The sequence below is a fragment of the Dongia soli genome, assembly GCF_034044715.1.
GTDB lineage: Bacteria > Pseudomonadota > Alphaproteobacteria > Dongiales > Dongiaceae > Dongia_B > Dongia_B soli.
Genome location: NZ_JAXCLW010000004.1, coordinates 43,278 through 60,058 on the forward strand (window position 1 = coordinate 43,278; position 16,781 = coordinate 60,058).

14 protein-coding genes are annotated in these 16,781 nt (G+C 60.3%); 6 read left to right on the forward strand and 8 right to left on the reverse strand.

Annotation, left to right across the window (positions count from 1 at the left end):
• Positions 1 to 522: a hypothetical protein gene (locus SMD27_RS15030; protein ID WP_320509229.1), complete on the reverse strand. Its 522-nt coding sequence runs from the start codon at positions 520 to 522 to the stop codon at positions 1 to 3.
• A gap of 294 nt (positions 523 to 816) precedes the next feature.
• Entirely contained in the window at positions 817 to 1,797 is a 981-nt protein-coding gene (locus SMD27_RS15035; protein WP_320509230.1) for an NAD-dependent epimerase/dehydratase family protein, read from the reverse strand.
• Positions 1,798 to 1,984: 187 nt separating this feature from the next.
• Between SMD27_RS15035 and SMD27_RS15040 the strand changes: the two genes are divergently transcribed.
• Positions 1,985 to 5,455, forward strand: a complete 3,471-nt coding sequence (locus tag SMD27_RS15040) for an indolepyruvate ferredoxin oxidoreductase family protein (RefSeq protein ID WP_320509231.1) — start codon at positions 1,985 to 1,987, stop codon at positions 5,453 to 5,455.
• Positions 5,456 to 5,464: 9 nt separating this feature from the next.
• Here the strand turns inward: SMD27_RS15040 and SMD27_RS15045 are convergent, their stop codons facing one another.
• The 3 genes from SMD27_RS15045 to SMD27_RS15055 all read right to left on the reverse strand — a co-directional run bounded on the left by SMD27_RS15045 (position 5,465) and on the right by SMD27_RS15055 (position 6,941).
• Positions 5,465 to 5,707 (reverse strand): DUF2312 domain-containing protein, encoded by a 243-nt coding sequence (locus SMD27_RS15045; protein WP_320509232.1) that lies wholly within the window; start codon positions 5,705 to 5,707, stop codon positions 5,465 to 5,467.
• Between the two features lie 130 nt (positions 5,708 to 5,837).
• Positions 5,838 to 6,134 carry a DUF1244 domain-containing protein gene (locus SMD27_RS15050; protein WP_320509233.1) on the reverse strand — a complete coding sequence of 99 codons (297 nt, stop codon included), beginning with the start codon at positions 6,132 to 6,134 and terminating at the stop codon, positions 5,838 to 5,840.
• A 30-nt stretch (positions 6,135 to 6,164) separates the two neighbouring features.
• The gene (locus tag SMD27_RS15055; RefSeq protein ID WP_320509234.1) at positions 6,165 to 6,941 is read right to left on the reverse strand and encodes an N-formylglutamate amidohydrolase; all 777 of its coding nucleotides are present in this window, start codon (positions 6,939 to 6,941) and stop codon (positions 6,165 to 6,167) included.
• 139 nt (positions 6,942 to 7,080) lie between these two features.
• Between SMD27_RS15055 and SMD27_RS15060 the strand changes: the two genes are divergently transcribed.
• From SMD27_RS15060 to SMD27_RS15075, 4 genes are all read left to right on the forward strand, one after another.
• On the forward strand, positions 7,081 to 8,046 hold the full coding sequence (locus SMD27_RS15060) for a DMT family transporter (RefSeq protein WP_320509235.1): 966 nt from the start codon (positions 7,081 to 7,083) through the stop codon (positions 8,044 to 8,046).
• A gap of 60 nt (positions 8,047 to 8,106) precedes the next feature.
• Complete coding sequence (locus tag SMD27_RS15065) at positions 8,107 to 9,363, forward strand: glycerate kinase type-2 family protein (RefSeq protein WP_320509236.1); 1,257 nt, start codon at positions 8,107 to 8,109, stop codon at positions 9,361 to 9,363.
• A 68-nt stretch (positions 9,364 to 9,431) separates the two neighbouring features.
• Complete coding sequence (gene pyk, locus SMD27_RS15070; RefSeq protein WP_320509237.1) at positions 9,432 to 10,850, forward strand: pyruvate kinase; 1,419 nt, start codon at positions 9,432 to 9,434, stop codon at positions 10,848 to 10,850.
• Between the two features lie 34 nt (positions 10,851 to 10,884).
• The gene (locus tag SMD27_RS15075) at positions 10,885 to 11,022 is read left to right on the forward strand and encodes a hypothetical protein (protein WP_320509238.1); all 138 of its coding nucleotides are present in this window, start codon (positions 10,885 to 10,887) and stop codon (positions 11,020 to 11,022) included.
• A 153-nt stretch (positions 11,023 to 11,175) separates the two neighbouring features.
• Here the strand turns inward: SMD27_RS15075 and SMD27_RS15080 are convergent, their stop codons facing one another.
• From SMD27_RS15080 to SMD27_RS15090, 3 genes are all read right to left on the reverse strand, one after another.
• The gene (locus SMD27_RS15080; protein ID WP_320509239.1) at positions 11,176 to 11,778 is read right to left on the reverse strand and encodes a tetratricopeptide repeat protein; all 603 of its coding nucleotides are present in this window, start codon (positions 11,776 to 11,778) and stop codon (positions 11,176 to 11,178) included.
• A gap of 3 nt (positions 11,779 to 11,781) precedes the next feature.
• The gene (locus SMD27_RS15085; protein WP_320509240.1) at positions 11,782 to 13,542 is read right to left on the reverse strand and encodes a L,D-transpeptidase family protein; all 1,761 of its coding nucleotides are present in this window, start codon (positions 13,540 to 13,542) and stop codon (positions 11,782 to 11,784) included.
• 166 nt (positions 13,543 to 13,708) lie between these two features.
• Positions 13,709 to 15,754 (reverse strand): hydantoinase/oxoprolinase family protein, encoded by a 2,046-nt coding sequence (locus tag SMD27_RS15090; protein ID WP_320509241.1) that lies wholly within the window; start codon positions 15,752 to 15,754, stop codon positions 13,709 to 13,711.
• 398 nt (positions 15,755 to 16,152) lie between these two features.
• On the opposite strand from SMD27_RS15090, the gene SMD27_RS15095 reads away from it, so the two are divergent.
• Entirely contained in the window at positions 16,153 to 16,773 is a 621-nt protein-coding gene (locus tag SMD27_RS15095; RefSeq protein ID WP_320509242.1) for a DUF882 domain-containing protein, read from the forward strand.
• Positions 16,774 to 16,781 lie beyond the last annotated feature (8 nt).

Below are 16,781 nucleotides of genomic sequence, written 5' to 3' on the forward strand. Positions count from 1 at the left end.
TCAGTTGACGCTGACCAGCATTTCAGTGACTTCACCACCATTGTCGAGCCAGTCTTCGTCAGCGGCACGAGCGGCGGCGATCAGTGCCATGGCGGTCGGCGTATCCAGCCAGTCGGGATCGATCCGCAAGATCGAGTCCAAAAGCTTTTCGGCCAACAGATCGGGCATCTCTTCGGCTTCACTGGCCAGCATATTGGCGATGAGATCGCGCAAGGCGGCGCAAGCTTCCATGATCAAATCTTGATCGACTTCAATCATCAGCGCCGCCGGCTTGAAATCCGGATGCATGCGCATCTTCGCGACCATATGCGCGGCAAGGCCGCGCCTTAGGTCATTGGTCAGCCGCAAGGCGGCGTGGGATGCCCGTTCCTGCGTCTGCAAGACGAGATGTCCGAGCGATTCGAGAAGCGCAAGGACGATTTCATCCTCCACGCATCCAGCTTCGCGGCAAGCTTGCAGCGTATTGTCGACATAGGCCCCGAGGTCGCTGTCGTCGAATGCTTTGTGGAAGTGGATCATCATGCCCTCCTTCGCCGTTTCCGGTGCCGCCGAACTGCGACTCGTGCATATGGCTGTAGGCATCTACGCCGTTATCTTAAACTCTGCCTCTCTTAACAATCCATTACTGTTTTTGTCCCCGCTATAACGCCGCTTTGACGACGTTCCACGTTATTGTGATCCGAATTGTGATCCAATGCGGAAGAAGCCAATCAATTAAACCATCACGCGGGGCATGATCCGCATGTGCGAAGCGCGGCTCCGCAGAAGCAGAATGGGTCTATTTCCCTGCCCCAGTCGGTGACGGCCCAGCGCCGGTCAGAGGTGATAATTGTGATACCATTCGAGAAAACCCTGGATGCCCTCGGATAGAGTTGTTCTCGGAGCGAAGCCAATCCACTGCCTAGCGACTGTGATATCGGCATAGGTTTCGGGCAGATCATCGGGTTTCATCGGTTCGTTCTCGATGATGGCAGGACGTCCGGTTGCCCCTTCGATCTCATGGATGAAGTCTCGCAAAGAATCGGCATGATCATTGCCGATATTGAGGATGAGATGCGGTGCCTGCATCGGTGACGGCGCCACCGCCGGCTTATCCAATGCCGCCAGGAGGCCATCCACAGCATCATCGACATAGGTGAAGTCGCGGCGAAAATCACCGCCATTATAGACTTTGATCGGCTCACCGGCGAGAATGGCGCGGCTATAACTATAATAGAACATATCCGGCCGGCCCCAGGGACCGTAGATCGCAAATAGCCGCAATCCCGTCATCGGAATGTTGTAAAGATGGGCATAAGCGGCAGCAAGCAATTCATCCGCGCGCTTCGACGCGGCATAGACGGAACGGGGCTGCGCGGCAGAATCCGATTCCGCGAAGGGAACCTTGCGATTGCCGCCGTAGACGGCGGACGAGCTGCCATAAACGACATGTTCGAGATTGGGCAGCTTGCGGCATTCCTCCAGCAAGACGAACATGCCGGCGATATTGGTCTGCAGGAAAGCTTGCGGATTGCGCAGGCTATGGCCGACGCCGACCTGGGCGGCCAGATGAACGACAGCAGTCAAATCGGGATAAAGTTCGAAGACCGCTGCTGTCGCCGCCGGGTCGCCGATATCGAGATAATGGAAGCTGAAATTGCTGAATTCTTCCAGCTCGCAGAGCCGTGCTTCCTTGAGTTCCAACGAATAATAGTCATTGAGATTGTCGACGCCGATCACCCGCTCGCCGCGTTTCAGCAGGCGGAGAGCGACATGCATGCCCAGAAACCCGGCCGCACCGGTGACGAGAACGGCCATGCACTCCATCCGATCGTTGCGTCGCCGCTAGGATAGCATGCCCGCGGCCAAGCGCAATGTGGCTTGAACGAGAGTCTAGATGGCTTTGCCGGGGCGGATTGCGCCGGTTATGGCAACGGTCGCCGTCTGGACAAGGTCATCGATCTGTCCCATCGTGTCGGCGGGAAAAACTGCCGGGGAGACAAAGGTGGCTCCGAGGTCGGTTTCGCTTGACGATAAATATATCCGGGACGACGAACCGGTTTACCTGACCGGCACGCAGGCTCTGGTGCGCCTGCCGATGCTGCAGCGGCAACGCGACCACGACGCCGGCCTGAACACAGCCGGTTATGTCACCGGCTATCGCGGTTCGCCGCTTGGCGGCATCGATCTGGCGATGGGTCAGGCCCACCGCTTTCTCAACCAGCATCAAATCCGTTTCCAACCGGGTGTGAACGAGGAACTGGCAGCCACCGCGATCTGGGGATCGCAGCAGACCGGCCTGTTCGGCGACGGCAAATATGAAGGCGTGTTCGGCCTGTGGTACGGTAAAGGTCCCGGTGTCGATCGCAGCGGCGACGCGTTACGTCACGCCAATCTCGCCGGCACTGCTCCATATGGTGGTGTGCTGGCGCTTGCCGGCGACGATCACATCTGCAAATCTTCGACCACGGCGCATCAATCCGATTACGCCTTGATGGATGCGAATATCCCGCTGCTGTATCCTGCCGATATTCGCGAGGTGCTGACCTTCGGCCTTTACGGTTGGGCAATGTCGCGTTTCACCGGCTGCTGGATCGGCATGAAAATGGTTGCCGAAACCACCGATGTCGCCACCTCCGTCCTGATCGCCGAAACCCTGCCCTCATTGTCATTGCCGGATGACGTAGCTATGCCTCCAGGCGGGCTCAATATCCGCCTGCCGACCTCGCCTTTTGCCCAGGCCCAGGCCTTGGAGCAGGAACGCATCCTGCTGGAATATCGATTGCCGGCAGTGGCTGCTTTTGCCCGGCGCAATCCGTTGGACCGGTTGGAGATGGACGGCCCCGGACGGCGGCTCGGCATCGTCACCTGCGGCAAATCCTATCTCGACACTCGCCAAGCGCTCGACTTACTTGGCCTCGATCAGGCGAAGGCAAGGGAGCTTGGCATCTCACTTTATAAGGTAGCACAGACCTGGCCGCTCGAACCGAGCGGCATCCGACGCTTCGCCAGCGGCCTCGACGAAATTCTCGTCGTTGAAGAGAAGCGCGCCTTCATCGAGCACCAGCTAAGGCAGTTGCTCTATGATCTGCCGGTGGCGCAACGGCCGCGGATTCTCGGCAAGACGGATGAGACCGGCGCCATTCTACTGCCGGCTGCTGGTGAGCTGACGCCGGAAATGATCGCGCGCGTTCTGGCCGGGCGATTGGCGCGGTTCCATCGCGATCCGGATATCGAAACCCGGCTGGCACGCATCGAAGCGCATGAAAGATCACAAGTCGGCTACGAACCAGCTCTCAAACGCCATGCTTATTTTTGTTCCGGCTGTCCGCATAGCAGCTCGACCAAAGTGCCAGCGGGATCACGGGCGCTGGCCGGCATCGGCTGCCATTTCATGGCGCAATGGATGGACCGCGACACGGCGACCTATACGCAGATGGGGGCGGAAGGCGCCACCTGGATCGGCCAGGCACCTTTCTCCAATACGCCGCATGTCTTTCAGAATATCGGCGACGGCACCTATTTTCATTCGGGCCTGCTGTCGATCCGCGCCGCCATCGCAGCCGGCGTTACCATGACCTTCAAGATCCTGTTCAACGATGCAGTCGCCATGACCGGTGGCCAACCTTTGGATGGACAACTTTCGCCCCTGCGCATCGCCCGGCAATTGGCGGCCGAAGGCGTCGCACGGATCGCGGTGGTCAGCGAGGATCCTTCACGCCATGACAGCGCCGCGCTCCCGCCCGGCGCAAGCCTGCATCATCGTGACGAGCTCGATCTCGTGCAGCGCGAGTTGCGAGAGATCGAAGGCGTCACCGCGATCGTCTATGACCAGACCTGCGCTGCGGAGAAACGGCGGCGACGCAAACGCGGGCAGATGACTGACCCGGCGCGGCGTGTGTTCATTAATGAAGCGGTCTGCGAAGGATGCGGCGATTGCAGCCGGACCTCCAACTGTCTGAGCATCCTGCCGGTAGCGACCGCTTTCGGGCGCAAGCGGCAAATCGACCAGTCCAGCTGCAACAAGGATTTCTCCTGCCTCGAAGGGTTTTGCCCCAGCTTCGTCACCGTGGAAGGCGGCAAGCTTCGCAAACCGCGACCGGTTACCACAGCGGAGACGGCTTTGCCGGTTCCCACGGCGCCGGCGCTCGACACGCCCTATAACATTCTTATTACCGGTATCGGCGGTACCGGCGTTGTAACGATCGGCGCCCTGATCGGCATGGCAGCCCATCTCGAGGGGACGGCTTGTTCGGTAATGGACCAGACTGGCCTCGCGCAGAAAGGTGGCGCGGTGGTCAGTCACATTCGTCTCGCCGCCCATCGCGATCAGCTGGCAGCGGTGCGCCTGGCCGGGGGCGAGGCCGATCTCCTGCTCGGCTGCGACCTGGTGGTGAGCGTGGCCCCGGAAAATCTCTCGCGCCTGGACCGGAGCCGAAGCCATGCGGTGATCAATTCCCATGAAGTCGTCACCGGCGGCTTCACCCGCGATCCCGATTTCGACTTGGCCAGCGACGAAATAACCTCGGCCTTGCGTCAAGCTGCCGGCAGAGACCGCGTGGACTTTCTCGACGCTACCCGCCTCGCCACGGCCTTGCTCGGCGACGCCATTGCCAGCAATTGCCTCTTGCTTGGCTATGCTTTTCAGAAAGGTTTATTGCCCGTCAGCGCCGACGCGATCCTCCAGGCCATCGAGCTGAACGGCACGGCGGTTGAGATGAACAAGCAGGCTTTTCTCTGGGGCCGGCGTGCCGCCATCGACCAGGCCGCGGCGGAACAAGCGGCGTACCCTGCGGATCAACAGACATCGCCGGTGACACTGGCGGAAATTGTCGCACATCGTAGCGCCCATCTGGTCGCCTACCAGAATGCGGCCTATGCGGAACGCTATAGGGCCCTGGTCGACGCAGTTGCAACGGCGGAAGGGCAAAAAACGCCCGCTCTCGACGATCTCGCCCGCAGCGTCGCCGTGAATTATGCAAAGCTGCTCGCCTATAAAGACGAATATGAGGTGGCGCGGCTTTACACCGATGGCGAATTTCAGGCCCGGCTGAATCGACAATTCGATGGCGCTTATAAACTCAAGCTGCACCTCGCACCGCCTCTACTGGCGCGGCCCGATCCGCAGACCGGGCATCCGCACAAGCGGGCGTTCGGTCCCTGGATCTGGCCATGCCTGCGTATGCTCGCCGGACTGCGCGGCCTGCGAGGCACCGCCTTCGATCCCTTCGGCCGCACGGCTGAGCGGCGAGCCGAACGGCGGTTGATCGCTGATTACGAATTGCTGATCGAGGATATCATTGCCGGATTGACACCGGACAATCATGCTGCTGCGGTCCAACTGGCGGGGCTGCCATCACGCATTCGCGGCTTCGGTCATGTCAAAGCTGAGGCCATGAAAACGGCAGCTGAACACCAGGCCGCCCTGCTGGCGGTCTTCCACCGCCCAGCCAAAACCAGCCGGGCGGCGCAATAAGAACAATACTTAGAGGCCGATCGCCTGCTTGTAGAGGTCGAGCAATTGTTCCTGCTCCTCGCGGTCATGGGCTTCCATTTTGCGCAGGCGCACGATCTGCCGCATGATCTTGGTGTCGAAACCGGATGACTTGGCTTCGGCATAGACCTCTTTGACATCACCAGCGATAGCCGCTTTTTCCTCTTCCAGCCGTTCGATCCGCTCAATGAAGGATTTCAAGCGATCGGCTGCGATCCCACCGGCATCCGCCATGGTACACTCCAGAAATTCAATACAGGCACGAAATTGCCCGGACTTTAGCCAACCGCTTCCGCCCGGACAATCTGTTTAGCCTGTGGATAACGGGGATAACTCTGCCGGCAGCACACCGGCCGAGACAGCTTCAGTCGTGCTTTTGGCTATCTGCGAATTTCTTCGCCTGGTCCGGCGAAGCTTCCCGCTGATATTTCGCTTTCCAGTCGTCATAGGACATGCCGTAGACAACCTCGCGCGAAGCGGGATCGCTAATCTCGACCCCCCGCTCATCGGCCGCCGCCCGGTACCATTTGGACAGGCAATTGCGGCAGAAACCGGCGAGATTCATCAGGTCGATATTCTGCACATCGGTCCGCTCGCGCAGATGCTCTACCAGGCGGCGGAAGGTTGCCGCCTCGATCTCGGTCCTGGTCCTTTCATCCATCACGCACCTCGAATTCCATCGCATCCGTTGCTATACCAGCCGATGATATAATGCCGGATCCTGTAAAACATCCCCACAAACGCGATACAGGATCTGCGCCCAGGTCGTGGCCCCTGCGCCGTCGGCAATCAGGTCCTGCCGGACTTCGATCAAGGCATGAGCCAATCCGAGCCCCTCGGCATGCACTTTCATCGAGTAACCGTGGCCGTCCCGGCCGGAATAAGGCTCGTTATCGCCGACCGTGACCCCCGGTTCGGCGGCGAAGCGGCGCATCAGCGGCACCGGCAGCCTGGCATCCTCATTCCATAGGATGCCGATCTGCCAGGGACGCTGAGAGCCATTCATGACGGCGGTGAAACTGTGCAGCGATAGGACAACCGGCACCTTGTCCCCAGTCAGTTTTTGCTCGATCAGCTGCGTCAGGGCATCGTGATAAGGCCGAAAGATTTCCGTCACCCGTTGCTGGCGCTCATCCGGCGACAGGTTACGATTGCGCGGGATATCGATCCCATCGCTGATTTGAGCGATGGATGTCGGATCATCAATATGCCGGTTGCAGTCGATCACCAGCCGCGAATAATTCGCCAGCAGCAACGGCGCATCCATCAAGGCGCTCAATTGCCGGCCAAGGTCGGCAATACCGATATCCCAGGCGATATGCTGATCGAAGGCCTCCGCAGCCAGGCCAAGACTATCCAGCTGCCGCGGCACAGCACGGCCTGCATGATCGCAGAACAGCACCAATGGCGCCTTGCCCCGGGGGTTGATCAGTTCAAACGGCGGAGGATCGTCTGGATGCAACAACATGTCGGTATGCACTGGACTCGTAGTTGGCATGCACCGGGGCTTGGCCGTGCGCCGCGGCGCGGATTGACCATGAGTGGCGGCAAGCATAGAACGAATGAGACCGTGCTGTCACCCGCTCCTAATCCTCAGGCCAATTTCGATGTCCGCCGACCGCCAACATCGTCTCGCTTTAATCCTGCTGATCGTAGGTGCGGTACTGATTTCTGCGTCCGGCATATATGTCAAACTATCAGAAACGGGGCCGACATCGACCGGCTTCTACCGCATGTTCCTTTCGATGCCGGTCTACTGGATCGTGCTTCTGATCGAAGCCAGACAACGTCGGTCTTCATCCAAATTGGCACCGGCACGCCCGATCTCGCGGCGAGGCTGGGGAGCCCTCTGGATCAGCGGATTTTTCCTCGCCACGGATCTGATCGCCTGGCATTGGGCCATGAAGTATATCAGCGTTGCTGCTGCCACGCTCCTTGCCTGCACCGCACCGATCTGGGTGGCGCTGCTCGGCTTCCTGTTCCTCGGCGAACGCTTCTCGGCCAAATTCCTCGCCGGCCTGGCTGTCTCCATTGCCGGCGTGTCTCTGCTCATTCTGGGCGGTTCGCGAGGCCTCACCGTGCATGATGGACTGGGTGTTGTCCTCGGCATCCTGGCCGCCGTGAGCTATGCTTTCTATCTGCGGGGTGTCAAAGCCGCGCGGGACACATTGCGCGTGTCGCAAGTGATGTTCTGGAATGCGGTGATCGCCAGTGCCATCCTGGCGCCGATCGCTCTGGCCACGGAAGCTGCGCTCGTTCCCCAGACCATCGCCGGCTGGGGCGCGGTTTTGGGTCTTGCGATGACCAGTCAGGTCATCGGCCAGGGCCTGATCGGCTGGTCGATGGCGCATCTCTCTGCCGCCTTCTCCTCGGTCACCTTATTGTTGACCCCGGTTGCCTCCGCTATTCTCGCCTGGATCACCCTGGGAGAAACCCTGACCGCTTTGCAGATCGGCGGCGGCGTCGCGGTCTTGGTTGGCATCATCTTGGCAAAGCCGGCGGCCCGTCAGGCGGTTGTTGGGCCAGAAGGAGCCGAAGACGCCGCCACGCCATCAAAGGGTGTCGCTGCCTAACTTGACCGCCTTTCCCTCCAATCCTTAAAGTGGCTGCCTCCTGGAAGATTTGGATGCAGCATGACCGGCGACCGCGACCTTTTGCAGCGCATGTTCGCCGCGGCGATAGCCGCGGTCGATCCCCTGAAAATCCTGAAACAGCATCTGCCGGCTCCGCCCAAGGGCCGTACAATCGTGATTGGTGCCGGCAAGGCTGCGGCCGCCATGGCAAAGGCAGTCGAGCAGAATTGGACCGGTCCCATCGAAGGCCTGGTCATCACCCGCTATGATCACGGCTTGCCCTGCGACCGGATTGAAGTGATTGAGGCCGCGCATCCGGTGCCGGATGCTGCCGGCCAGGCTGCAGCCCGCCGCATTCTGGAGAAGGTGCAAGGGTTGACCCCGGATGATCTGGTGCTTTGCTTGATATCCGGTGGCGGTTCGGCCCTGATGGCGATCCCGGCGGACGGCCTGACGCTCGCCGACAAGCAGGCCGTCAATAAGGCGCTGCTGAAATCCGGCGCCAATATCGCTGAAATGAATTCGGTGCGGAAACATCTCAGCGCCATCAAGGGCGGCCGGCTCGCAGCCGCAGCCTATCCGGCCCGCGTGGTCAGCCTGCTGATTTCGGACGTGCCCGGCGACGATCCCTCGGTCATCGCGTCGGGTCCCACCGTGCCTGATCCCTCGACCCGGGAGGACGCGCTGGCGGTGATCCGCAAATATGGCATCACGCCGCCCGATGCGGTCATGGCGCATCTCAACAGTCCCGATTGCGAAACGCCAAAAGCGGATGATCCGCGTCTCGCCAAATGCGAAACGCACATCATTGGCGCGCCGCAGGTTTCGCTGGATGCCGCCGCTGCCGTTGCCAAGGCCGCCGGCCTGACACCTCTCATCCTGGGCGATCTCGAAGGCGAAGCCCGCGATGTCGCTTTGGTTCATGCCGGCATCGCCCGGCAGATCGCGAAGCATCGCCAGCCTGTCGCCGCTCCTGCCGTCATCATTTCCGGCGGCGAGACGACCGTGACGGTACGCGGCAGCGGTCGTGGCGGACGCAATGCTGAATTCCTGCTGGCTTTGGCGGTTTCTCTGGACGGCCATCCCGGTATCACGGCGGTTGCCGGCGATACCGATGGGATCGATGGCACGGAAGACAATGCCGGCGCCATCCTCACCCCCGATAGCTTGGCACGGGCGGCAGCCAAGGGGGTCATCGGCAAGGAGGCGCTCGCGAATAATGACGGCTATGGCTTCTTTTCCTCGACCAGTGATCTGATCGTCACCGGGCCGACGCGCACAAATGTTAACGATTTCCGGGCTATCATCATTCGCTGATCGACAGGCATTGTGCCGCCAGCAACCGAAACTGCCACCGATTTAATTCATTGAAGGCAAGCAGCACGATGCGCAGACAGCGAAAGGCGAAAATTGTCGCGACCCTGGGTCCATCCAGCACGACCCACGAACAGATCGAAGCCCTGTTTCGTGCCGGGGCCGATATTTTCCGGCTCAACCTGTCGCATGGCAGCCATGACGACCATCGGACCCGATACGAAATCATCCGCACCATCGAAGCCGATCTCGGCCGGCCGATCGGCGTGCTGGTCGATCTGCAGGGACCGAAATTACGGGTCGGGACATTTGCCGAAGGTGCTGTTCAACTGAAGAACGGCGCGAAATTCCGCTTCGATCTGGATACGGCGCCAGGGAATGACAAGCGCGCGCCCCTGCCCCATCCGGAAATCCTTTCGGCTTTGCATCCGGATACCAATTTGCTGCTGGATGACGGCAAGCTGCGTTTGAAAGTCCTGAAATGCGGCAATGACTTCGCCGATTGCGAGGTCATGGTTGGTGGCAAACTGTCCGACCGGAAGGGCGTCAATGTGCCCGATGTTGTTCTGCCGCTTTCGCCGCTTACCAGAAAAGACCACGCCGATCTTACTTTCGGCCTCGATCTCGGTGCTGATTGGGTGGCGCTCTCTTTCGTCCAGCGACCGGAAGATATCGCAGAGGCGCGCAAGCTGATCCAGGGCCGCGCGCGTATCATCGCCAAGCTGGAAAAGCCAGCCGCCATTGAGCATCTGCAAGAGATTGTCGATCTGTCTGACGCCATCATGGTAGCGCGCGGCGATCTCGGGGTCGAAATGCCGCCGGAAGATGTTCCATCACTGCAGAAGCGGATTATCGCGACTTGCCGGCGCTCCGGGAAGCCCGTCGTGGTGGCCACACAGATGCTGGATTCCATGGTGCAGAACCCCGCACCAACCCGCGCGGAAGCCTCCGATGTCGCAACGGCGGTCTATGACGGCGCCGATGCGGTCATGCTCTCCGCCGAAAGCGCTTCCGGCCAATATCCGGTTGAAGCGGTTACCATGATGAATCGCATCATCGAGCGGGTCGAGCGCGATCCGGTTTATCGTCGTATCCTGGAAGCGCAGCGGCCGGAGCCTGAAGCAACCGGCAATGACGCTATCAGCGCCGCTGCCGCCCAGGTCGCCCATACGCTTTCCGTCGCCGCCATCGTTACCTATACGACATTGGGTTCGACTGGCTTGCGCATGGCGCGGGAACGGCCGCAGGTGCCGATCCTCTGCATGACCTCGAAGGAAGCAACAGCGCGCCAGCTTTGCCTCGTCTGGGGCATTCATTGCGTGATCAGCGCCGATCTCAAGCGCTTCTCGGAAATGGCCGACAAGGCCTGCCGGGCGGCACAGCGGGAAGGCTTCGCAAAAAAAGGCGAGCGGCTTGTCATCACGGCCGGCGTGCCGCTCGGCACACCCGGCTCCACCAATATCCTGCGTGTCGCCTGGATAGAGGATTGATCGTCAGGCGATCACCTCTCCCTGGACGAAGTCGATGAAGGCGCGCGCACCTTCGCGGCTGGCTTTTACCAAAATCCTTGGTCGGCCGGTGTATGCCGAAGCGGTGCCGCGCGAAAGCTGGGGTGCGCTCTTCAAGGCGCAAGGCATGAACGACCCGATGCCCCGCATCTAGATGCTCGACGGCTTCAACGAGGACTGGGTATGCTTCGAGGGCGCTCCTGACCAGGTGCTGAAAGGAAAGACCGAGATCGAAACTGTCTTGCGCGAGCTCGTCGCACAAGCCGATTAAAGGTCAGTGCCGACCGGTCATTACATTGGCAGCGTGCTATTGCTGCGACGGTTTCCAGATATCCGCCTCCGCCTCGATCTGCTTGATTTGCGCGGCCGGCAATTGCGGCTGCAAGACCGAGCGGATGGCGATCGCCTCTTCATCGCCCTGCCGCGCCGCCAATTCGGCATAAAGGTAAGCTTGCACCAGATCGCGCGGCAGGCCGACCCCCTGATAATACATAGCGGCGAGATCGACCTGTGAGCGCCGCACGCCGTGATCGGCAGCGCGCTTGGTCCAATAGGCCGCCTGCGCTTCGTCTTTCGGCACGCCCATACCCAGCATATATAAGGTCGCCAGTTGTACCTGGGCCGCCGCAATACCGTTGGTCGCGGCCGGTGTCAGCCATTTCGCCGCCATCGCATAATCCTGGGCAACACCCATGCCCTGCAGATACATCTGCCCCAATGCGGCCTGCGCCGCCGGCAAACCTTGATCGGCCAAGGGCTGAAACTCTTTTAATGCCGTGGCGTAATCGCCGCGTTCGAAAGCTTCAAATCCGGCATTCCCGTCAGCGGCGACCGGTTCCGGCAGGTTGGACGAGAGCGCTCCAATGATCAGCGCGGCGGCGGTCAGCCTCAGCTTACGATAGGCGGCCATGGATTATTCTTTTCCAGAATTACGCTCGATACGTTGCGGCGGCGTTGCTTCCGAAAGCTGGCTGGTTCCCACAGTCGGCATGGATATGCCGGACAATGTTGGTAAGCGATCATAGCCATAGGCATCGCGGCGGAACTGCATGACGCCCGTTTCATCGACCCACGCCGTCATATAGGTGATATGAATCGGCATCGGCCGAGGCAGCGAAACATAAGTCGTTTTGCCCGATGCCACGACTTGGTCGACATGGTCCCGTGTCCAGGCTGGATTCTCCTTCAGCAAAAAGGTCGTAAGACCGAGTGGATCGGCCGTCCGAACGCAACCGGAACTGAGGTAGCGGTCCTGCTTGGCGAAGAGTGCCGGCGCCGATGTGCCGTGCAAATAGACGGCGTAATCGTTCTTGAAGTCGAGCTTGACCGGTCCCAAGGCATTTTCCGGGCCGGCATCCTGACGCAGGCGATAGGGGAACAGACCACTGCGGCGGACTTCGCGCCAGTCGATACTGGTGGGGTTGATTTCAGTGCCCGAGGTATCATAGACGCGAACATTCTTGGTTGCGAAATAACCCGGGCTCTCCAGTTCGTGACGCAGCATGTCGCTGGCGGCGATCTTTTGCGGCACCGACCAATCGGGATTGAGCTTCACCTGGGTGATGATGCTGGTCAGCAGCGGCGTCTTGCGATCGACACGACCGACAATGGCCTTGGTATAGAAGGCGAGCCGCCCATCTTCGATGATTTTGACTTCCTGGGCTGGCACGTTCGCAATCAGATAATGGGGCCCGAAAGTCGGTCCCTGCTCCTGCATGCGCCGCAGATTAAGCAGGATCATGCGCAAGCGGGTTTCCGCCGAAACGTTCAATTCCTCGAAGCTGCGCTTGCCAATGACGCCGTCGTCATTGAGACCATGATTGCGTTGGAAAACTTCCATCGCCTGCGTCAGAAGCGGATCGTAAAATTGAAGCTTATCCGATGTGGCCGATGCCAGTTCGCCCGTGATCGCTAAACGCTGACGAATGATGGGTATGCGCGCATCGCTCTGCCCCGGTTCAAGTTTCCCGGAGTCATCGATGGTCGGCCAGCCACCGGATTGCATGTAACCGATATAAGTCGGCATCTGGTAGTACAGACGCCAGAAAGGCGCAAAGCCTGGCAGCTCACGCTGCAGAAAGGCCGCCTGATCCTTTGCCTTGCCCAGCGCAGCCAGAATGCCGACGCCGTGCTGATCGTTGTCACCCAATATACTGTTGGCATCGACCGCGCCGGCGATAAAAGCAACGCTTAGCAGTGCCTCGGTCGCCGCGGCGGTCGTGGGGTCGCTTGGTGGCGTCAAGTTCGAAACGGCCTGGCCGATTTCCGGCGGCACTTTCATCCCCGCCTGAAGCGCTTGCGGAAGCTGTTCTGCGATCTGCACGCCGAGCGGCGAGAAGCCATTTTGTGTGACCCAGATGGGCGGCTGGCCGGCGTCATAGAAGGCGCGCAACCCCGCCCAATCTACCGCCAAAGCAGTTCGGCTGAAACGGGATGACAGATCCGCGACAGCCTGCCCTATGCCGGGCAGGGTCGCCATCGGCACGGTGGTTTTCGGCGGCGCGACCATTTGCGGGTTCGTAACCGCTCGGGGCGATGACTTGCTGCCGGCAAGCTTATCGGAATAGGGAACCGCCGCATCGCCCGGATCTCTATTGCCGCCCGCCAGCGCCGCGCCGTGGGTGGCAAGCAGCAGAATGACGGATAAGCTGGCAGCCCAGAAATTGCGTTTCATGCATCCCCGATCGATAGCTGCGTCCCGCGGCACTCCGTCCCATCCAGCGCCGCTCCGGTAGTATAATCAATGCACATACAACTGTCACGGCAGGCGGACGTTCCAAGCCCGTAAGAGGCCGGTTTTATCCCCCTTTGATCCTGCTGGAATTATCGGTTGGCTGGCCTCATTCGCTCGCCAAAGCCGGCCGACCGAACGCCGCAGCCGTGATTTCCGATTCAATGAATAGCCGCAAACCGCCCGGCTGTTCGAAGATCTTGTCGCGACGGTCATGGCGCGACTGGATATCGGTGGCGCCGGCCCGCACCGCCAGCGACGTGGCGGTCGCAGTGGCGGTTTCGATGGCATGTTCCGCCGCATCTTCCAGCGACAGAAAATCGCGGTAGCCATCCGGCAGATGCACCCGGAACAAGCCGTCTTTAGGCGCGGTGATATTGATCGTTACCTGCTGCATGACGCCACCGGCAACCGCACCAACCGCGTTCGAGACCTCCGCATGGGGTGGAATTACCAGGCGGGTGCGCAAACGCTCGGCGATCTGCGGATAATAGCTGTGCACCGGCGCACCGATGCCGGCCAGCGGCACGGTCAGAGCGATGGCGACATCCAATAGCGACTGCGCGGGATGGAAGCCGTTAATCCCTGCGGCCATGGGCTGTGGTGTGGTCAATGACTGGTTCACCAATGCCTCGCCCAGCTTGCCCCAATCCCGCTGGCCGAGCGACAGGGTTTCGGCAAAAACCGAATCCAGGATAACCCGCCCCGACTGCTTCACGACCTGCTCGACGATTTGACGGCACAACGTCTCGATATCCTGTGGGGCCTTCCAGCCGGCCAAAGGCGGACGCAGCAGGAAGAGCTGCGCACCGAGCACTGCCGCCTCGCGACACCAGCGGTCCTGGTTTTCCAGAACATGCACCGCATCGCTCGGCGTGAGGCCGCTCGGAATGACCAGGCCGCGATCGACCAGACGCTGCAAGTTGCGCACCGAAGCCGGGCTGAACAGCAGATCGGCCAACGCCACCGGGCCATTCGCCAGCGCATCCCAGATCTGCCGCTGCCCATCTGTCAGGCTGGCTTCGCCGGCATCCAGCGGGCGTTGACGCAAAGCGAATTGCCCGCGGTACGGAATCATCTCATCCGCCGCAAGCTGGACTCGCAGTGTTTCCAGCGTTTGCGGATATTGCGATGCCAGCAGACTCAACGGCACAACGCGGCGCGGACCGGCGACGAAGCCATGCACCTCGTCGATGCGGATTTCGCTATCGCCGCCAAGGCCGTAGGTATGGACAGCGACCGCTTCGACCATCGTCTTCCAGCCGCCGACCGTTGCGCCCTCCTTGTTGAGCACCGGTTGGCCGTCCCGCAACATGGCGATATCGGTTGTCGTGCCGCCCATATCGGAAACAAGGATCGTATCCTCGCCGCAGAGATAGCGCGCCCCGACGAGACTGGCCGCGGGACCCGAGAGGATCGTCTCCACCGGGCAGGTCAGTGCGAGATCCGCATTGATCAGCGAACCATCGCCCTTCACCACCATCAGCGGCGCCTTAATGCCATGCTGCTCAAGCAAGCCGGCAACAGCGCGGATCAGCTGTTGCAACTGGGGAATCAAGCGCGCATTCAGCGCTGCCGTCAGCGCGCGGCGCGGCGCATCCAATTTTGACGTCAGTTCATGACCGCAGGTCACCGGCTTATCGGTCAGATCGCGGATCATCTGGCGAACGGCAATTTCATGCGCCGGATTGCGCACGGAGAAATAACCGCTCACCGCGAAGGCCGCGACCTTCGACGCATATTGTTCGACCGCGCTCCTGACTGCTTCGAGATCGAGCGGCGCCTGTTCATCGCCGGCCGGTTTGTGGCCGCCTGCTACAAAGACAACAGGGTCACCGCCAAGCGCTTGCTTCAAGCCCGCGCGCTCCAATGCTTTCTCGTCATAGCCGAGCAGGATCAGGCAGATCGGCGCGCCGTGGCTTTCCACAATGGCATTCGTCGCCAAGGTGGTGGACATCGACACCAGGGCGATATCGCCTGTCTTTTTATCTTCCGGCAGATGCGGCAGCACGCCCGCCATGGCGCCACCCAAGCCGATCGACAGATCATGTTTGGTCGTGAGGGATTTCGCCGTGGCCAGAACGCCTTTGGCGGGATCGAACAGAACCGCATCGGTATAAGTACCGCCGGTATCAAGGCCGAGCAAAACAGACACGTCAGTCACTTCCTTCCGACCGCAAAGCGAAGCGCGGCCAGCGGCGGTTGTGGCGACAAAGCGATTAAGGGTCAAGGCCCAGATCAGGCATGACAGATACCTTAAAGCCGGTTAACAGCATCACGTTGATTGGTAAGGAATTTTTTCTAAGTTCACGCTTTTTTGGCTTTCCTGTGACACGCGGCTATGGCAATTTGGAAGTATCGGGAGGTGCTGGAACGGCGCACCGATATCCGCCTGTTTGGGGGACATTCAGGCAAGTTGGCGACTTCGTAACGAGGGTTTGGCCCGGCTACGACCGGGTAGCGACGTGAATCGCATGCGATCATTCACGTCCGTCTTACCTAGCATTTTTTCGACGCCCCGGCGTTCCGGGTGCATAGGGAGATTGGAATCGAATGATACCCCCCGTAACGCAACGCCCGACAGACGCGCATAGCCAAGAAGACTCACCTACCTGCCCATTGATCATCAATCGCCGACGGCTCCTCGGCGCCGGTCTCGCCGCAAGCGCAGCCGGCCTCCTGCCCAATCTCGTGATCCCGGGTTCGGCCTATGCCGCCTTGCCCAATAGTGGAAATCGCACGCTTGGCTTCTATAACACCCACACAGACGAGCAGTTGAAGGCCACCTATTGGTCCAATGGCCGTTATGACAAGGGTGCGCTGAAGGACATCAATTACATCCTGCGTGACCACCGCAATAACGAGATCATGCGCATGGATGTCAAATTGCTAGACCTCCTGACCGATCTGCATCGTCGCAGCGGCAGCACCAAGGCCTTCCAGATCGTCTGCGGCTATCGCAGCCCGCAAACCAATGCCATGCTGGTCAAGATGAGCAGCGGCGTCGCCAAGAACAGCCTCCATATGCAGGGCAAGGCCATCGATATCCGGCTGGCCGATGTCAGCGTGCGGGAGCTGCGCGATACAGCCCTGGGTATGAGGCAGGGCGGAGTCGGTTATTATCCCCGCTCCGCTTTCGTGCATGTTGATACGGGTGAGGTCCGGCACTGGTAATGCGCGGG